The 18,530-nt window shown below is 71.8% G+C and carries 13 protein-coding genes; 4 read left to right on the top strand and 9 right to left on the bottom strand.

Translation table 11 applies throughout. The annotated features are described in order from the left end of the window. Positions 1-122: 122 nt before the first annotated feature. The 6 genes from gap to uvrC form a co-directional block, all read right to left on the bottom strand. Positions 123-1,130: a type I glyceraldehyde-3-phosphate dehydrogenase gene (gene gap, locus IEZ05_RS03080; protein ID WP_189228385.1), complete on the bottom strand. Its 1,008-nt coding sequence runs from the start codon at positions 1,128-1,130 to the stop codon at positions 123-125. Positions 1,131-1,356: 226 nt separating this feature from the next. After that, positions 1,357-4,311 (bottom strand): M14 family metallopeptidase, encoded by a 2,955-nt coding sequence (locus IEZ05_RS03075; protein ID WP_189228384.1) that lies wholly within the window; start codon positions 4,309-4,311, stop codon positions 1,357-1,359. A 210-nt stretch (positions 4,312-4,521) separates the two neighbouring features. After that, positions 4,522-5,511, bottom strand: coding sequence for a DNA-binding protein WhiA (gene whiA, locus IEZ05_RS03070; RefSeq protein WP_077798688.1), 990 nt, complete (start codon positions 5,509-5,511; stop codon positions 4,522-4,524). Next, positions 5,502-6,593, bottom strand: a complete 1,092-nt coding sequence (locus IEZ05_RS03065) for a gluconeogenesis factor YvcK family protein (RefSeq protein WP_189228383.1) — start codon at positions 6,591-6,593, stop codon at positions 5,502-5,504. The genes whiA and IEZ05_RS03065 overlap by 10 nt, the downstream gene beginning before the upstream one ends. Further along, on the bottom strand, positions 6,590-7,606 hold the full coding sequence (gene rapZ / locus IEZ05_RS03060; protein ID WP_189228382.1) for an RNase adapter RapZ: 1,017 nt from the start codon (positions 7,604-7,606) through the stop codon (positions 6,590-6,592). The genes IEZ05_RS03065 and rapZ overlap by 4 nt, the downstream gene beginning before the upstream one ends. Then, positions 7,603-9,660 (bottom strand): excinuclease ABC subunit UvrC, encoded by a 2,058-nt coding sequence (uvrC, locus tag IEZ05_RS03055; RefSeq protein ID WP_189228381.1) that lies wholly within the window; start codon positions 9,658-9,660, stop codon positions 7,603-7,605. Before uvrC ends, rapZ begins: the two co-directional genes overlap by 4 nt. A gap of 365 nt (positions 9,661-10,025) precedes the next feature. Between uvrC and IEZ05_RS03050 the strand changes: the two genes are divergently transcribed. Beyond that, positions 10,026-11,021, top strand: coding sequence for a hypothetical protein (locus tag IEZ05_RS03050; RefSeq protein WP_229869556.1), 996 nt, complete (start codon positions 10,026-10,028; stop codon positions 11,019-11,021). Between the two features lie 25 nt (positions 11,022-11,046). On the opposite strand, the gene IEZ05_RS03045 is transcribed toward IEZ05_RS03050, so the two are convergent. Further along, complete coding sequence (locus IEZ05_RS03045; RefSeq protein WP_189228380.1) at positions 11,047-11,469, bottom strand: Rieske (2Fe-2S) protein; 423 nt, start codon at positions 11,467-11,469, stop codon at positions 11,047-11,049. 210 nt (positions 11,470-11,679) lie between these two features. Between IEZ05_RS03045 and IEZ05_RS03040 the strand changes: the two genes are divergently transcribed. Continuing rightward, positions 11,680-12,741, top strand: coding sequence for a LacI family DNA-binding transcriptional regulator (locus tag IEZ05_RS03040; RefSeq protein ID WP_189228379.1), 1,062 nt, complete (start codon positions 11,680-11,682; stop codon positions 12,739-12,741). Continuing rightward, positions 12,738-13,646, top strand: a complete 909-nt coding sequence (locus IEZ05_RS03035; RefSeq protein ID WP_189228378.1) for a carbohydrate kinase family protein — start codon at positions 12,738-12,740, stop codon at positions 13,644-13,646. Before IEZ05_RS03040 ends, IEZ05_RS03035 begins: the two co-directional genes overlap by 4 nt. Positions 13,647-13,659: 13 nt before the next feature. On the opposite strand, the gene IEZ05_RS03030 is transcribed toward IEZ05_RS03035, so the two are convergent. After that, positions 13,660-14,523: a helix-turn-helix domain-containing protein gene (locus IEZ05_RS03030; RefSeq protein ID WP_189228377.1), complete on the bottom strand. Its 864-nt coding sequence runs from the start codon at positions 14,521-14,523 to the stop codon at positions 13,660-13,662. A 102-nt stretch (positions 14,524-14,625) separates the two neighbouring features. Here IEZ05_RS03030 and IEZ05_RS03025 point away from each other — a divergent pair, with 102 nt between their 5' ends. Further along, positions 14,626-15,186 (top strand): YceI family protein, encoded by a 561-nt coding sequence (locus tag IEZ05_RS03025; protein ID WP_189228376.1) that lies wholly within the window; start codon positions 14,626-14,628, stop codon positions 15,184-15,186. A 109-nt stretch (positions 15,187-15,295) separates the two neighbouring features. Here IEZ05_RS03025 and uvrA read toward each other — a convergent pair whose 3' ends face one another. Then, positions 15,296-18,331, bottom strand: a complete 3,036-nt coding sequence (uvrA, locus tag IEZ05_RS03020; protein ID WP_189228375.1) for an excinuclease ABC subunit UvrA — start codon at positions 18,329-18,331, stop codon at positions 15,296-15,298. Between the last annotated feature and the right edge of the window lie 199 nt (positions 18,332-18,530).

Below are 18,530 nucleotides of genomic sequence, written 5' to 3'. Positions count from 1 at the left end.
GTGCTCGCTCGTGATCCTACGAGGGCTGGTCGCTGCGGACGCGACGCAGGGCCCGGGCAGCGCGACCTTGCGCTGCCCGAGCCCTGCTACCGCATTCGAGGTGCCTGCTGAGTCTGAGTCGATCAGAGCTGGTTGCCGACGAAGACCGTGAGGTCGACGAGACGGTTGGAGTAGCCCCACTCGTTGTCGTACCAGCCGATGACCTTCACGTTCTTGCCGTCCTGGACCATGGTCAGGGACGAGTCGAAGGTGCAGGACGCCGGGGCGTTGACGATGTCCGAGGAGACGATCGGGTCCTCGGTGTACTCGATGATGCCCTTCAGCTCGCCCTCGGCGGCCTTCTGGAAGGCGGCGTTGATCTCTTCCTTGGTGACCTCGCGGGAGAGCTCCAGGACGAGGTCGGTGACCGAGCCGGTGGGGACCGGGACGCGCATCGCGATGCCGTCCAGCTTGCCCTTGAGCTGCGGGAGGACCAGCGCGGTGGCCTTGGCGGCACCCGTGGTGGTCGGGATGATGTTCTCCGCGGCGGCACGGGCGCGGCGCAGGTCCTTGTGCGGGAAGTCCAGGATGCGCTGGTCGTTCGTGTACGCGTGGACCGTCGTCATCAGGCCCTTGACGATGCCGAAGTTCTCGTCGAGGACCTTGGCCATCGGCGCCACGCAGTTGGTGGTGCAGGAGGCGTTGGAGATGACGTTGTGCTTCGCCGGGTCGTACGTGTCCTGGTTGACGCCCATCACGATGGTGACGTCCTCGTCCTTGGCCGGGGCCGAGATGAGGACCTTCTTCGCGCCGCCCGCGAGGTGCTTCTCGGCGTCGGCCTTCTTCGTGAAGATGCCGGTCGACTCGATGACGATGTCGACGCCCAGCTCGCCCCACGGGATGTCGGCGGGGTTGCGCTCGGCGAGGACCTTGATGGTCTTGTCGCCGACGGTGATGGTGTCCTCGGTGTGCGAGACCTCGTACGGGAGGCGCCCGAGGATGGTGTCGTACTTCAGCAGGTGGGCGGTGGTCGCGGTGTCACCCAGGTCGTTGACAGCCACGATCTCGATGTCTGCACCCTGCTCCAGCAGCGCGCGGAAGTAGTTACGACCGATGCGGCCAAAGCCGTTGATGCCTACGCGGATCGTCACGAACCGATCTCCTCGTTGGTACGCCGGCCCGATGTGCCGGCGAGCTGTATTTGGGATGTCCCCGACCACCTCCGACCCTACCTCTCCGAGGCGGCCGGGGTGACATCGAGACGCCCCATACCCGGCACGACGGTCCGTACCCGCCAGTAGGGGTACGGACCGCCCGGGTCCCGGGGACCGATCACCCGATTTCGCTACACGGTGTCAGTTCCCAGGGACCGCGATGTCACTCGTCCAGGGCCCCCAGGGCCCGCCGCAGGAGCGCGGCCCGGTCGGCCGGCGCGGTGAGGTGCTCCAGACCGAAGCCCAGCAGCACGGTGTCGTCCGTGGTGACCGCGCCGTAGGTCTGGAACAGGGTGCCGGTGCGGGCCCAGTCCTTCAGTACGGCGGGGCTGCCCGCGGGCGGCCCGGCAACCCGCCAGGCGCCGAGGGAGGTCTCGAAGCCCTCGGTCCCGGTCGCCGTGCCGCCGGTGACCAGCGAGGCCTCGTCGGCGAGGACGCCGCGTCCGCCGCTGCCGGGGTCGGTGACGTAGCTGATCGACACCTCGACGGACTTCCCGGCGTAGGCGCTCAGGTCGAACTCGACCTGCTTCCAGCCGCCGGAGGAGCCGGTGAGGCTGTTCCACTGCCCGGTCGTGCCGGTGGCGGCGCAGCCGTCGTCGGACAGGGTCAGGTAGTGCTCCAGCCAGGGGTGCTCGCCCACGTAGAAGCCGGCCGCGCACTCGGCGGGCACGGCGGTGCCGGTGGCGCCGCCGTTCTCCGGGAGCGTGGTCCACTCGTCGGCGCCGGTGACGTGGGCCTCGACCAGGGCGTGGTCGTAACCGCGCTCGGTGTCCCACAGCAGCTGGGTGCGCAGCGTGGGCCGGTCGGAGGCGGTGACACCGGTGAGGTCGACGGTGCGGGTGAGGCGCTTGTAGGCGTCGTCGGTGTGGACGGCTGCCACCATCCAGTCGCCCGCGTAGGGCCCGTACGGGTTCACCGTGCCGGCGAACTCGCCGGCGCCCGCGCTCGCGAACTGCGGGTAGGCCGCGGGGTCCAGCTCGTCGGAGGTCACGCTGTAGGTCCCGGCGGTGTCCAGCGGGTTGCCCGGGGCGCCGCCGAGCGCGCCGGCGGTTCCGGCGAGCTTGCCGGAGCCGGTGAACCCGGTGGCGCCGGAGGTGGACGTGCGGGTGTAGGCGCCCAGGTAGTACTGGCTGAAGTCGTCGGACGGGGTGCCGTCGCCGAGGTCGACGCTGCCGCCCGCCTGCTCGCCGGCCTCGATCAGCCGGCCGCCCTCGTTGAGGAAGGCGCGCAGCTGGAGCTGGGTGGCGTTGCCCGGGGTCGCCGCGCCGGTGTAGTGGACGACGGTGTCGAAGTGGCCGAGGACGCCGAGCGCGTCGGGAGCGCCCTGGGTGGCGACGTCCCACACGGCGGCCCGCCGGCCGCTCGCCTCGAGCGCGTCCACGTACGTCCGCGTCTGCGTGGCCTTCGCGCCCTCCTCGGCGACGACGAGGACGTCCGCGCGGGGCCGTTCGGCGATCGTGTACGTGAAATGCTCGCTGGAGACCTTCTTGCCCTGACGCGTCTCGCCGGTGAACCAGACCTCGACCTTGTCGCCCGGAGAACCGTCCTTGACCTTGGCCCGGTACTCGTCGAAGTAGAGGTTGTCCTCACCGCCGTACGTCTCGCCGCCCTGCCACGGCCTGAGCGCCATGTCGTGGGTGCGGCCGCCGTTGACGCGGTACTTCAGCTCCTTGTCCCGCACCGCCTTGCGGACGACGACCGAGACCTCCTGGTCGGCGCCGCGCGAGTACGACGTGGTGAAGGGGGCCGGGGTGAAGTCGGCGGCCTCCAGGCCGACCGCGGAGGACGGCCGGTCGGGATGGGCGGCGGTCTCGGCGACGGAGAGCGCAAACGGGATGTTCTTGGCGAACTCCTGCTGGATCAGTTTCTCGTCGTCCGGGAAGTTGAAGCCCGACTGGCAGTCGCCCGCGTTCCACTCGTCGTCCGGGTCCACGGCGGACACGGTCTGGCAGGTCGACATCTCCGGGGTGAACATCGCCATGCCGTTGACGTTGGCCGCGTGGCCGTCCGCCTCGCCGTTGGTGGTGTACAGCTCCGAGGAGACCTGTGGGTGGTAGCCGGGGATCGCGGAGTTGTCCGGGGTGCCGGCGAGGGCCTTGTAGAGGACGTCGTCAGGGGTGTTCGTGGCCACCTGCCAGCCGACGCCGTAGAGGAGGAGTTCGGCGGCGGAGTGGTAGTTGATGCCGTAGGTGAAGCCGATGCGCTTCTGGAAGGCGTCGATCGCCTTGGTCTCGGGCTCGGAGCCCGGGCTGGCGCCGCGGTAGGTCTGGCTGGTGGGGTTGGGGGACGAGCCCTCGTCGTCGTAGCCCCACTTGTAGGCGAAGTTGCGGTTGAGGTCGACGCCGTCGCCGGTGCTGATGACGCCGTCGCCGTTGACGTCGCGCAGGTTCTTGCGCCACAGGCGGTTGGCGGGGTCCTGGAACGTGTAGTCGTAGCCGTCGGGGTTGGCCGACAGGACGAACCACAGTTCGGTGGAGTCGACGATCTTCTTGATCCGCCGGTCCTTCGCGTAGTTGTCCAGATAGTGGTGCATCAGCCGCCGGGTCATCTCCGGGGTGATCCACTCGCGCGCGTGCTGGTTGGACATGTAGAGGACGGAGGGCTTGGAGCCGTCCTTCGACTTCTTGGCGTTCTTGGTGAGCTTGAGCGCCAGGATGTCCTGGCCCCTGACCGTCTTGCCGATGGAGACGACCTTGGTGAGGCCGGGGTTCTGCTGGGCGGTGCGGAGGATCTCCTCCTCGAGGCCGCCGCTGCCGCTGTAGGGCCGGAAGACGCCGTCGGCCGCGGCCTCGACGCGTTCCGCGGTGCGGGCGGAGAGGGTGTGCTCGGTGAGGTCGACGCCCTTCTTCTCCAGCGTTTCGGCCTGCCGGTCGGTGAGGTAGACCTCCACGGTGGCCGTTCCCTTGTCGGGAACCTGCTCGCCGAGTTCGTGGCCGTCCTGGCCGACGGCCAGCAGCAGGGGCACCTGCTCCTGGGTGACGTCGGCGCGGAAGACCTTCACTTCGTCCGCTTCCGGGGTCCCCGGATCCGCGGGTCGTGCCTGGGCGATGGGTGCGAAGCTCACTCCGCCGATCAGGAGCGCGCCGACAGCGAGGATCGATCTCGCTCTTCGTCTCATGAACCCCCCTAGCGTGGGTCCGCCACAGCAGCGAACAGATGCCAGGCTCATGACACCTCAAGATCGAGTCAAGAGCGCGGTAAAGACACGCCGAAGCCGGTGCCGGTCACCCAAGTGGATGCCGGCACCGGCTGTCTGACGGTCCGTGTGCGGGAGCCCGTGCGTGCGCGGGCGGCCGGTGCGGTGCGGAAGCCGGCGGTCCGGCCGAGGTCAGCCGACGAGGTTGTCGGCGAGCTCCTCGCCGAGGTTGGCCTCCGTGCCCGGGATGCCGAGGTCCGAGGCCCGCTTGTCGGCCATGGCCAGCAGGCGGCGGATGCGGCCGGCGACGGCGTCCTTGGTCAGCGGCGGGTCGGCGAGAGCGCCGAGCTCCTCCAGCGAGGCCTGCTTGTGCTCCATGCGCAGCCGGCCGGCCGCGGCGAGGTGCTCGGGCACGTCGTCGGCGAGGATCTCCAGGGCCCGCTGGACCCGGGCACCGGCCGCGACGGCCGCGCGCGCCGAGCGGCGCAGGTTGGCGTCGTCGAAGTTGGCGAGGCGGTTGGCGGTGGCCCGCACCTCGCGGCGCATCCGCCGCTCCTCCCAGGCCAGCACCGACTCGTGGGCGCCGAGCCGGGTGAGCAGCGCGCCGATCGCGTCGCCGTCACGGACGACGACCCGGTCCACGCCACGCACCTCACGGGCCTTGGCGGCGATCGACAGCCGGCGGGCGGCGCCGACCAGGGCGAGCGCGGCCTCGGGGCCCGGGCAGGTCACCTCGAGGGAGGAGGAACGGCCGGGCTCGGTGAGCGAGCCGTGCGCCAGAAAGGCCCCGCGCCAGGCGGCCTCGGCGTCACAGGTGGCCCCCGAGACCACCTGCGGCGGCAGGCCGCGGATCGGCCGGCCCCGTCCGTCCACCAGGCCGGTCTGCCGGGCCAGCTGGTCACCGCCCGCGACCACCCGTACGACGTAACGCGAGCCGCGGCGCAGACCGCCCGGCGCCATCACGATCAGCTCGGAGCTGTGCCCGAAGATCTCCAGGATGTCCCGCTTGAGCCGCCGGGCCGCCATCGCGGTGTCCAGCTCCGCCTCGATCACGATGCGCCCGCTCACCAGGTGAAGGCCGCCGGCGAACCGCAGAACGGCGGAGACCTCCGCCTTTCTGCAGCAGGTCCGGGTGACGGGAAGCCGGGAGATCTCATCCTTCACCGCTGCCGTCATCGCCATGGGCCGATCCTTCCATGCATCCGAAAAATACGGTCGTACGCGGCGGCCAGCAGCTCCGGGTCGTGCCTCGGGGTCCCGTCGGTCCGGGCGACCGGAGCGAGTTCGACCGCGGCGCCGAACCGTTTCGCGGCGTCGGCGAGCGAGTCACGGTCGGGCACGGCGGCCTCGTCGGCCAGCACCACGTCCAGGGCGAGTTTAGGGGCGTGTCGTCCCAAAACCTCCAAATGACGCTGCGGGGAGAAGCCCTCGGTTTCTCCGGGCTGCGGGGCGAGGTTCAAGGAGAGCACCCGGCGCGCCTTCGTCTCGACCAGCGCGTCCAGCAGATCGGGGACGAGCAGGTGCGGAATGACCGAGGAGAACCAGGAGCCGGGGCCGAGCACCACCCAGTCCGCGTCCAGGACGGCTTCGACCGCCTCGGGGACGGCGGGCGGGTCGTTCGGCACCAGGTGCACGGACTGCACCTCGCCCGGGGTGAGGGCGACGGTGGCCTGTCCCCGTACGGTGTCGACCTCCTCCGGCCGCTCCGGGTCGTGGCCCCTGACCAGGGCCTGGAGCTCCAGCGGTACGGCGGACATGGGCAGCACGCGCCCGTGCGCGCCGAGCAGCTTGCCGACCAGGTCGAGAGCCTGGACGTGGTCGCCGAGCTGCTCCCACAGGGCGACGATCAGCAGATTGCCGACCGCGTGTTCGTGCAGGTCGCCCTGGGACTGGAAGCGGTGCTGGATGACGCGGGCCCAGGTCTGGCCCCAGTCGTCGTCGCCGCACAGGGCGGCCAGCGCCTTGCGCAGGTCGCCGGGCGGCAGGACGCCCAGCTCGTCGCGGAGCCGCCCGCTGGAGCCGCCGTCGTCGGCCACGGTGACGACGGCGGTGAGGTCGCCGGTGATCCGGCGCAGTGCGGCGAGCGAGGCGGACAGGCCCATGCCGCCGCCGAGGGCGACGACCTTGGGCTGGGCGCCCCGGCGGCGCGGCTTGCCGCCGCGCGCCTGTTCGGGCCGGGCGGCGCGGGCGTCGGCGGGCCTGCCGCCGCGCCCCTCGGGCACCACCCGGCGCAGCCTGCTCAGCCGCGGAGTACGTCCTGTCATTCCCGTCCCATGTCCCGGTGGACGACCACCGTCTCCACGCCCTCGGCGGCGAGCCGGGCGGCGAGCTTCTCCGACATGGCCACGGACCGGTGCTTGCCGCCGGTGCAGCCGACGGCGACGGTCACATAGCGCTTGCCCTCACGACGGTAGCCCGCGGCGATCAGCTGGAGCAGCTCGGCATAGCGGTCGAGGAACTCCTTGGCCCCTGGCTGGTTGAGGACGTACGACGACACCTCCTCGTTCAGGCCGGTGAACGGGCGCAGCTCCGGGACCCAGTGCGGGTTGGGCAGGAAGCGCATGTCCACGACCAGGTCGGCGTCGACCGGCAGGCCGTACTTGAAGCCGAACGACATGACGGTGGCCCGCAGCTCGGGCTCCTCCTCGCCGGCGAACTGGGCGTCCATCTTGGCGCGCAGCTCGTGCACGTTGAGGCTGGAGGTGTCGATCACCAGGTCGGCATCGCCGCGCAGCTCGCGCAGCAGCTGCCGCTCGGCGGCGATGCCGTCGACGATGCGGCCGTCGCCCTGGAGGGGGTGCGGGCGGCGCACCGACTCGAAGCGGCGCACCAGTGCCTCTTCGGAGGACTCCAGGAAGACGATCCGCCGGGTGACGCCGCGGGCGTCGAGGTCGGCGAGGGACTCGCGCAGGTTGTCGAAGAAGCGCCGGCCGCGGACGTCCACGACCACGGCGATCCGCGCCACGTTGCCCTGCGAGCGGGCGCCCAGCTCCACCATGGTGGGGATCAGCGCGGGCGGCAGGTTGTCGACGACGAACCAGCCCAGGTCCTCCAGACACTTGGCGGCCGTCGAGCGGCCGGCCCCGGACATGCCGGAGATGATCACCAGCTCGGGGATGGCCGCCTCCTGCGCCCCGGCTGTTTCCTTGCCCGTACTCACCTGTGCTCCGTCGTCCTGGCGTCCGTCGGGCCGGGCCGTCTGCGGGCCCGCTTCCTCACCGGCCGTGGCCTGGGTCTGTTCTCGTCCCGTGGCGTGCTGTGTGTCGTGCTCGGTCATCTCTCCTGCCCCCGTCGTTCGTCCGGGGTGCCCGCGGGTACGGGCTCCCCCGGGGCATCCTCCGTCGTCCCGGGTGCCCCGTCGTCGTCTTCCATGATCTCTCCGGTCGCCGTGTTCACGGCGGGCGCGGCCGGGGTCGCCCCGGCGAGGGCCACGGCGACCGTCTCGGCCGTCTTGCGGCCTATGCCGGGTACCTCGCAGATCTGGTCGATCGTCGCCGACCGGAGCTTCTTCACCGAACCGAAGTGCTTGATCAGCGCCTGCTTGCGGGTCTCCCCCAGGCCGGGCACGTCGTCCAGGGGGCTCGCCCGGAAGCGCTTGGCGCGTTTGCTGCGCTGATAGGTGATCGCGAAACGGTGGGCCTCGTCGCGGACCCGCTGGAGCAGATACAGGCCCTCGCTGGTGCGGGGCAGCACGACGGGGTCGTCCTCGCGGGGCAGCCAGACCTCCTCCAGCCGCTTGGCGAGGCCGCACACGGCGATGTCGTCGATGCCGAGCTCGTCCAGGGCCCGCTGGGCCGCCGCGACCTGCGGCTGCCCGCCGTCGACGACGACGAGCTGGGGCGGGTAGGCGAAGCGCCTGGGACGGCCGTCCTCGTCCTTGAGCGGCTCCCCCTCCACGACCTCGTCGCCGTCCGCCCACTCGCCGGTCCGCTCCTTCTCGGCCAGGTAGCGCCGGAAGCGGCGGGTGATCACCTCGTGCATGGAACGGACGTCGTCCTGTCCCTCGAAGCCTTTGATCTGGAACCGGCGGTATTCGCTCTTCCGGGCCAGTCCGTCCTCGAACACGACCATGGAGGCCACCACGTCGTCCCCCTGGAGGTGGGAGATGTCGTAGCACTCGATCCGCAGCGGGGCGCTGTCCAGGCCGAGGGCCTCGGCGATCTCCTCCAGGGCACGCGAGCGCGTGGTCAGGTCGGAGGCGCGCTTGGTCTTGTGCAGCACAAGGGCCTGCTGGGCGTTGCGCTGGACGGTCTCCATGAGCGCCTTCTTGTCGCCACGCTGCGGGATGCGCAGCGACACGCCCGAGCCGCGGCGGTCGGTGAGCCACTGCTGCACCGGCTCGACCGGGTCGGGCAGGGCCGGGACCAGGACCTCCTTGGGGACGGCGTCGCCCCGCTCCTCGCCGTAGAGCTGCTGGAGGGCGTGCTCGACGAGGGCGCCGGTGGTGATGTCCTCGACCTTGTCGGTGACCCAGCCGCGCTGCCCGCGCACGCGTCCGCCGCGCACGTGGAAGATCTGGACGGCCGCCTCCAGCTCGTCCTCGGCGACGGCGATCAGGTCGGCGTCGGTCGCGTCGGCGAGCACGACCGCGCTCTTCTCCATGGCCTTCTTCAGGGCCCCGATGTCGTCGCGCAGGCGGGCCGCCCGCTCGTACTCCATGTCCTCGGCCGCCTCGGCCATCTGCTTCTCCAGGCGGCGCAGGTAGGTGCCCGTGCGGCCGGCCATGAAGTCGCAGAACTCGTCGGCGAGGTCCCAGTGGTCGTCCGGGGAGATCCGGCCGACGCAGGGCGCGGAGCACTTGCCGATGTAGCCGAGCAGGCAGGGGCGGCCGGTGCGGGCGGCGTTCTTGAAGACACCGGCCGAGCAGGTGCGCACCGGGAAGACGCGCAGCAGCAGGTCGACCGTGTCGCGGATCGCCCACGCGTGCCCGTACGGCCCGAAGTAGCGCACGCCCTTCTTCTTGTGGCCGCGCATCACCTGCACGCGCGGGAACTCCTCGTTCATCGTCACCGCGAGGTAGGGGTAGCTCTTGTCGTCGCGGTACTTGACGTTGAACCGGGGGTCGTACTCCTTGATCCAGGAGTACTCCAGCTGCAGGGCCTCGACCTCCGTGGACACCACCGTCCACTCCACGGACGCGGCGGTGGTGACCATGCTGCGGGTGCGGGGGTGGAGGTTCGCCAGGTCCTGGAAGTAGTTCGCCAGGCGCTGGCGCAGGCTCTTCGCCTTTCCGACGTAGATCACCCGGCGGTGCTCGTCACGGAACCTGTACACCCCCGGGGTGTCCGGGATCTCTCCCGGCCTGGGGCGGTAGCTGGAGGGGTCGGCCATGACTCACACCCTACTGGCGGGGACCGACAGTCCGACGGGGCTGTGGACGACGGGCGCGGGCCCCTGTGGACAGCCGGCGGCGACACCCCGCGGCAGGCCGTCCGGGGACCGTCCGGGTCCGGTCGGTCACGCGCGGTGGCCCAGGGGGCGCGGGCCCGTGCGTTCTCGGCCAGGAGTGTGCCGCGGTGCGGCTTCAGGTGTTGTCGGGACTAGGTCAACACGCTTCAATGCGGGGGAACTCGGGGCCCTGGAGCGCGGCGTACGGATGTGAAGACCTCCCCTGCGCCGCGACAGGGGGCGGGCCCCGCGGATCCGCGCCGAACGGTCCGACCAGCCGTTGTGAACATTCACAGAAAGGCCCCTGCATGCCGCACGCCACACAGCACGCGGACGCCGACATCGCTGACGCCGACATCGCGGACGTCGTCACCGCGGGCACCGACACCGCGGAACTCGACTCGGTCCTGCGCGGCGGCCCGTTCCACGTCGCCCTGCGCGCCGCGATCGCCGCGCGCGGACTCCCGTTGCAGCGCGTCCAGCACCATCTGTCGCGGCACGGGGTGACGGTGGGCGTCACGAGCCTGAGCTACTGGCAGCAGGGCGCCCGGCGTCCGCAGCGTCCGGAGTCGCTGCGGGCCGTGCGGGCCCTGGAGGAGATACTCCAGCTGCCCGAGGAGTCGCTGATACGCCTGCTCGCCGAGACCGACGAGCCGACGGCGGCACACCGGCCCGCGGTGCGCTCCTACCGGGCCCGTGTCGAGGCCTCCGGCGTCCTGGACCGGCTGCTGGGCGAGCTCGGCCACCCGTCGGCGGACGACGGGCTGCTCACCCTCGGGCACCACGAACGGGTCCGGATCGGGGCCCGGCGCGAGCTGGCGGGGCGCGAGTCGCACCACATCGTCCGCGCCCACCGGGACGGCGTCGACCGCTTCGTCGCCGTCCACCACGGCGACCCGGGGTGCGCTCCCGCGCGGATGGCCGTCCACGCGCTGGAGAACTGCCGTACGGGGCGCGTCCGCACCCACCACGACACCGGTGTGCTGGTGACGGAGCTGCTCTTCGACACCCGCCTGCGGGCCGGGGACACCTATCTCTTCCGCTACGGCGTCGAGGACGGCACCGCGGGCGTGTCGCACGAGTACGTCCGCGCGTTCGGCGCGGCGGGCGGGCAGTACGCCCTCCAGGTGGGCTTCGACGCGTCGGCCCCGCCCGTGCGCTGCCGGCGGTTCACGCAGCACTCGGCGGCGGCGCCGCGCGGCGGCCGTCGGGAGCTGGCCATGAACGGGCCGCACCACTCGGTGCACCTCGTGGAGGCGCGGGTACGGCCGGGCATGCTGGGGATCGCGTGGGACTGGGCGTGAACGGGCGCCGCTGATCCGGGCCCCATCAGGCCTCGGGCGTCGCGACGATCCGGCCCTGCCGCACGTCGACGCGCAGTTCCATGAGCGCCACGGTCGCCGGGGCGTGCAGCACCTCGCCGGTGCGGGCGTCGAATTCACTGCCGTGGCAGGGGCAGACCAGCTTGGTGCCCTCCAGCTTCTTGATGGGGCACCCCGCGTGCGTGCAGATCGTGCTGTAGGCCTTCAGCGAGCCGTCCTCGGCCCGGCTCACCACCACGTTCTGGTCCCGGTAGAGCTTGGCGGCGCCCTCGGCGACCTCGCCCTCCGCGCCGAGGTCGACGGGCGCGGTCGGCTGCGCGGCCGCACCGTCGTCCCCCGGTGAGCAGGCGGCCAGACCGAGCCCGGCGACGGGCGTGAGGGCCGCCGAGCGCAGGACGGTACGACGGCTCGGGACGGGGCGGCCGGGCATGGGGATCTCCACTGGTCGGGGGTGTGCAGGGCGACGATATCCGGCGGCGCGCGATGTGCGTCCGGGTGGGTCGCCGTGCGGAGGGCGCACCGCAATCACCGACGTAAGCGATTGCGCAAACGTTTACGTCCGCCCGGGGACGGGATACGCTCCCCGGCAGCACCAGCACAACGGGGAGCACGACAGGCCTACGACGGAAGGGGCGCTCCGGTGGCAACCATGGCCGACGTCGCGCGGTGCGCGGGCGTCTCCGTGGCGACGGTCTCGCACGTGCTCAACGACACCCGTCCCGTGCTGCCGCACACCCGCCAGGCGGTGCTGGACGCCGTCGAGGAGCTCGGCTACACCCCGAACACCCTCGCCCGCTCGCTGGTGACCTCCCGGACCCGCTCCCTCGGGCTCGCGGTCTCGGCGATCAGCAATCCCTACTTCACGGAGATCCTCCAGGGCGTGGAGGCCGAGGCCCTGGAGCACGGCTACAGCCTGCTCATCGCCGACCCGCACGACGACCCCGGGCACGAACTCACGGTCGTGCGGCTGCTGCACGAGCGTCGCGTGGACGGCATGATCGTCGCGCCGTCCGCCGATCCGGGCGCACTCGTCGCCTACCTGGCGCGCCACCGGGTGCCCGCCGTGTTCCTCGACCGGGTCGTCGACCCGCCGGACAGCGGCGGCCCTCGCTTCGACCAGGTGTGCGCGGAGAGCGCCGGGCCCACCACCGGGCTCGTCGGCCATCTCACCGGGCTCGGTCACCGGCGGATCGGCCTGGTCGCGGGCCGGCCGGGGTTCAGCACGACGCGCGAGCGGATCACCGGGTACCGGGACGGCCTCACCGCCGCCGGGCTGCCCTACGACGAGCGGCTGGTGGTGCACGGCGACTCCGACGCGGCCGGCGGCGAACGGGCCACGGCGGCCCTGCTGTCCCTCGCGGAGCCGCCCACCGCGCTGGTCACCGCCAACAACGCGATGACCATCGGTGCCCTGCGCGCCCTGCGGGACCGCGGTCTGTCCGTGCCCGGCGATCTCGCGCTGTGCTGCTTCGACGACTTCGCCTGGGCGGACCTGTTCGCACCGCGCCTGACCGCCGTCGCACAGCCCAGCAGGGACATCGGTGCCCGGGCCGTCCGGCTGCTGCTGGAGCGGCTCGCCGCACCGGACCGGCCGGCGAGAACCGTGCGGCTGCCCTGCGCCTTCGTCCACCGCACCTCCTGCGGCTGCCCCGAGCAGCCCCGGCACGTCTTGGAACCGGACCACGAAAGGACCCTCCCGTGATCGTCGTCGCCGGTGAGGCACTGATCGACCTGGTACCGCAGGGCACGGGTGCCCTCGCCGCGCTGCGCCCGGCGCTCGGCGGCGGCCCGTACAACACCGCCGTCGCGCTGGGCCGCCTCGGCTCCCCCGCCGCCTTCTGCTCCCGGGTGTCGTACGACGCCTTCGGCGAGGCGCTGCTGGACCGGCTGCGCGAGACCGGCGTGGACGTGTCGCCGGTGCAGCGCGGGGCCGAGCCGACGACGCTCGCCGTGGCCACGGTCGGCGCGGACGGTTCCGCCGCGTACTCCTTCTACGTGGAGGGCACCGCGGACCGGCTGTTCACGGTGCCGTCCGCGCTGCCGCCGAACACCCGGGCGGTGTCCTTCGGCACCTGTTCGCTGGTGCTGGAGCCGGGGGCGAGCGCGTACGAGGAGCTGCTGCGGGAGACGGCGGCGCGGGGCGTGTTCACGGCGCTCGACCCGAACATCCGGGCGGGGCTGATCCCGGACCCGGACGCCTACCGGGCCCGGTTCAAGAGCTGGCTGCCGTCGGTGTCGCTGCTGAAGCTGTCCGCGGAGGACGCCGAGTGGCTCGGCGGCGCCCCCCAGGAGTGGCTGGCGGCCGGTCCGGCGGCGGTGGTGATCACCCGCGGCGGCGAGGGGCTGACGGCGTTCACCCGCGACGGGGGCGAGTACGCGGTGCCGGGCGAGCGGGTCGAGGTGGTGGACACCATCGGCGCCGGCGACACGGTGAACGCGGCGCTGCTGCACGGCCTGGCGGTGCGGGACGCGCTCGACGAGCACGCGGTGGCCGCACTGGGGCCCGACGGCTGGGCCGGCCTGCTCGGCTTCGCCGCCCGCGCGGCGGCGGTCACCTGTTCGCGCGCGGGCGCGGAGCCTCCCTACGCCCGCGAGGTGGCCCTCTGACGGCCCGACGGTCTCAGCCGGCCGGCCGTACGGCCCGCAGGGCGCCGGGACGGCGGCCGTCGAGGCGGTCCAGGGCGGCGGCCGTGGCGTCGTCCGCCGGCAGGTGCACCACGATCCACTGACCGTCCTCGGGGAGCGCGAGCGTCTCGTGCAGCAGGTTCAGCGGGCCGGCCTCCGGGTGCCGGACGTGCTGGGCGCCGACGCGTCGCGGGGTCAGGGCGAGGTCGGCGAAGCGGTCGGTGAACTCCGCGCCCGCCGTCACCGTCAGCTCGTCGGCCAGCTCGGCGACGTACGGGTCCCGCAGCGGGGCGTTGTGCCGGAGCCGGGCGACCAGGTCGTCGGCGACACGGTCCCACTCGGGGTAGGCGTCGCGGGCGCGCTCGTCGGTGAACAGGTGGCGCAGCAGGTTGGGCTGCTCGGCGTCGAGCAGGCCGAGGGGGCCGGTGAGCCGGGCGTAGCCGGCGGTGTGGGCGAGGACGTCGCCGATCCAGTTCAGCACCGCGGCGGGGGCGGGTTCCAGCCGGTCCAGGACGGCACGCACGGTGGGCCGCGCCTCACGGCCGAGCGGCGGGGCCGCCGCGCACAGGAGCGGGTCTCCGCCGTCGGCCTCCTTGGTCAGCCGGCGCAGCACCATGCGGTTGCTCAGGGACAGGTTCAGCGCGTCCGCGAGGGCGCCGAGCACCTGGGCGGACGGGTGGCGGTCGCGCCCCTGTTCCAGCCGGGTGAGGTACTCGACGCTGACGCCGGCGAGCGTCGCCAGCTCGGCGCGGCGCAGGCCGGGCGTGCGGCGGCGGGGGCCGGCCGGGAGCCCCACCTCGGCGGGGCCGACGGACTCGCGCCAGCTGCGCAGGAACGTGCCCAACTCGTTGTCGCTCACCCGTGGAACGTACCAACCCGCGCGGGCGTGAGGGTGGCCCTGCGACTACCACGCTCACGCCGGTCTCCCTCCCGGGGGTGCGGGACACGCAGGGTGGTCGGCATGACGAACGACACCGCCACCACCGCGACCACTCCCCTGCCGATCGCACCCGGCCAGTGGACTCTCGACCCCTTTCACTCCGCCGTGAACTTCACCATCCGCCATCTCGGCATCGCCAAGGTGCGGGGGCGTTTCAACGGTGTGGAGGCCGACCTCTTCGTCGGGGAGACGGCCGGCGACGTCCGGGTGTCCGCGACGATCGACCTGGCCTCCGTCGACACCGGGAACGCCGACCGGGACGCGCACGTGCGCGCCGCCGATCTGCTCGACGTGGAGAAGCGTCCGACGATGACCTACCGCTCGACCCGGGTGTCGGGCGAGGGCGAGGACTGGGTCATGGAGGGCGAGCTGACGATCGGCGAGGTGACCCGGCCGGTGACGCTCGCCGTGGAGTTCGGCGGGCTGGTGGACGTGCCCATGGACGGCAGCCGGCACGCCGGGTTCGAGGCGACGGGTGAGATCCGGCGCAGCGAGTTCGGGCTGGACTTCGCTCCGGGACTGCTCGGGGAGGTGGTGAAGATCCAGCTCGACATGCAGTTCGTGGAGCCGGCGGGCACCTGAGCGCCGGATGCGCGGACGCGCCGTGTCCCACGGGTTCTTCCATGGGGCACGGCGCGTCCATGTGCCGGCGGGCGCCCTGTGTGGCACTGCGGGCAGCCCGCCGGGCCGGTCAGGCCTTGCTCGCCCGCGTCGTCTTCTTCGCGGCCGGCTTGGTGGTCTTGGCCGTCTTCGCCGCGGTCTTCGTCGCGGTCTTCGCCGTGGTGGCGTCGACCTTCTTGGTGGCCGTCTTCCTGGCCGTGGTCTTGGCCGCCACCGTCTTCGCCGCCTTGCGCGTGGCCTGCGCCGGGATCGCGTCGCTGACCCGGTCGGCGTCGAGGATGTCCCTGAGGAACTTGCCGGTGTGGCTGGTCGGGACGCCGGCGATCTGCTCCGGCGTGCCTTCGGCGACCACCAGGCCACCGCCGGCGCCGCCCTCGGGCCCCATGTCGACGACCCAGTCCGCCGTCTTGATCACGTCGAGGTTGTGCTCGATGACGATGACCGTGTTGCCCTTGTCGACCAGGCCGGACAGGACGGTGAGCAGCTTGCTGATGTCCTCGAAGTGCAGACCGGTGGTCGGCTCGTCCAGGACGTAGACCGTGCGGCCGGTGGAGCGGCGCTGCAGCTCGCTGGCGAGCTTCACGCGCTGCGCCTCACCGCCGGACAGGGTGGTCGCGGACTGGCCGAGCCGGACGTAGCCGAGGCCGACGTCCTTGAGCGTCTTCATGTGCCGGGCGATCGCGGGGACCGCCTCGAAGAAGTCGGTCGCCTCCTCGATCGGCATGTTCAGCACGTCGGCGATGGACTTGCCCTTGTAGTGGACCTCCAGGGTCTCCCGGTTGTACCGGGCGCCGTGGCAGACCTCGCACGGGACGTAGACGTCCGGGAGGAAGTTCATCTCGATCTTGATCGTGCCGTCGCCCGCGCAGTTCTCGCAGCGGCCGCCCTTGACGTTGAAGGAGAACCGGCCGGGCATGTAGCCGCGGACCTTCGCCTCGGTCGTCTCGGCGAACAGCTTGCGGATGTGGTCGAAGACGCCGGTGTACGTCGCCGGGTTGGACCGCGGGGTGCGGCCGATGGGCGACTGGTCGACGTGGACGACCTTGTCGACGAGGTCGTCGCCGTCCACGCGCGTGTGCCGTCCGGGCACGCTGCGCGCACCGTTCAGTTCCCGCGCGAGGTGGGTGTACAGGATGTCGTTGACCAGTGTCGACTTGCCGGAGCCGGAGACGCCGGTCACCGCGGTGAAGACGCCCAGCGGGAAGGACACGTCGATGTCCTGCAGGTTGTTCTCGCGGGCACCGTGCACGGTGAGCCGGCGGGACGGGTCCTGCGGGCGCCGCACGTCGGGCAGCGGGATGGCCTTCTTGCCCGACAGGTACAGGCCGGTCTGCGACTCGGCGTTGTCGAGCAGCTCCTTGACGGAGCCGCTGTGCACCACCTTGCCGCCGTGCTCACCGGCGCCGGGACCGATGTCGACGATCCAGTCGGCGACCTTGATGGTGTCCTCGTCGTGCTCGACGACGATGAGGGTGTTGCCCATGTCGCGGAGCCGGACGAGGGTCTCGATCAGCCGGTGGTTGTCGCGCTGGTGCAGGCCGATGGACGGCTCGTCGAGGACGTACAGCACGCCGACGAGTCCGGAGCCGATCTGGGTGGCCAGGCGGATGCGCTGTGCCTCGCCGCCGGAGAGGGTGCCGGCCGCGCGGTTCAGCGAGAGGTAGTCCAGGCCGACGTCGACCAGGAAGCGCAGCCGCTCGTTGACCTCCTTCAGTACGCGCTCGGCGATCTTCTTGTCCCGGGCGCTGAGCTTCAGCTCGCCCAGGAAGTCGGCGCAGTCGCTGATGGACATCGCCGAGACCTCGGCGATCGACTTGCCCATCACGGTGACCGCGAGGACGAGCGGCTTCAGTCGGGTGCCCTCACAGGTGGGGCAGGGCACCTCGCGCATGTAGCCCTCGAAGCGCTCGCGGCTGGCGTCGCTCTCGGACTCGCTGTGCCGGCGCTTGACGAAGGGGACGGCGCCCTCGAAGGCCGTGGTGTACCGGCGCTCGCGCCCGTACCGGTTGCGGTAGCGGACCTCGACCTGGGTCTTGTGCCCGTACAGCAGGGCCTTGCGGGCGCGCAGCGGCAGCCCGGCGAACGGGATGTCCGTACGGAAGCCCAGCGCGTCCGCGAGGGCGCCGATCAGGCGGGCGAAGTAGTCCTTGGTGTGCCCGTGCGACCAGGGGTGGATGGCGCCCTCGTCCAGGGACTTGTCCGGGTCCGGGACGATCAGCTCCGGGTCGACCTCCATGCGCGTGCCGATGCCCGAGCAGTCGGGGCAGGCGCCGAAGGGCGAGTTGAAGGAGAAGGAGCGCGGCTCCAGCTCCTCGAAGGACAGGTCGTCGTACGGGCAGTACAGGTGCTCCGAGTACATGCGCTCGCGCTCGGGGTCGTCCTCGGGGAGGTCGACGAAGTCGAGCACGACCATGCCGCCGGACAGGCCGAGCGCGGTCTCGACGGAGTCGGTGAGGCGGCGCTTGGCGGAGTCCTTCACCGTGAGGCGGTCGACGACCACCTCGATGGTGTGCTTCTCCTGCTTCTTCAGCGTGGGCGGCTGGGAGAGCTGGACGGTCTGGCCGTCCACCCGCGCGCGGGAGTAGCCCTTGGTCTGCAGGTCGGCGAAGAGGTCGACGAACTCGCCCTTGCGCTCGCGCACCAGCGGCGACAGCACCTGGAAGCGGCTGCCCTCCGGCAGTTCCAGCACCTTGTCGACGATGGCCTGCGGCGACTGGCGCGAGATCGGCCGGCCGCACTCGGGACAGTGCGGCTTGCCGATGCGGGCGAAGAGCAGGCGGAGGTAGTCGTAGACCTCGGTGATGGTGCCGACCGTGGAGCGCGGGTTGCGCGAGGTCGACTTCTGGTCGATGGAGACCGCCGGGGAGAGGCCCTCGATGAAGTCGACGTCCGGCTTGTCCATCTGGCCGAGGAACTGCCGGGCGTACGAGGAGAGCGACTCCACGTAGCGCCGCTGGCCCTCGGCGAAGATCGTGTCGAAGGCCAGGGAGGACTTGCCCGACCCGGACAGGCCCGTGAAGACGATGAGCGAGTCACGAGGCAGGTCGAGCGAGACGTTCTTCAGATTGTGCTCGCGCGCGCCACGGACGATGAGACGGTCGGCCACGCCGGTCCGCACCTTTCTTGAGAGAAGTGACAGGGGCGGGGCCCCCGTCCTTCTCAGACTAGGGGGAGCCACTGACAACGCCGGTCGGATTCACCGGTTGTCAACAAACCCCGACTCCCCAGCATGCCCGACGCCGCTCCCGACCATATAGCACGTGCATTCGATTTACGGGCGTCGTCCGCCTCCTTCACCCGAAGGT

Origin of the sequence: Streptomyces flaveolus (genome assembly GCF_014648815.1) — a bacterium.
GTDB classification, from domain to species: domain Bacteria; phylum Actinomycetota; class Actinomycetes; order Streptomycetales; family Streptomycetaceae; genus Streptomyces; species Streptomyces flaveolus.
This window is presented reverse-complemented; position numbering and strand designations above follow the sequence as displayed.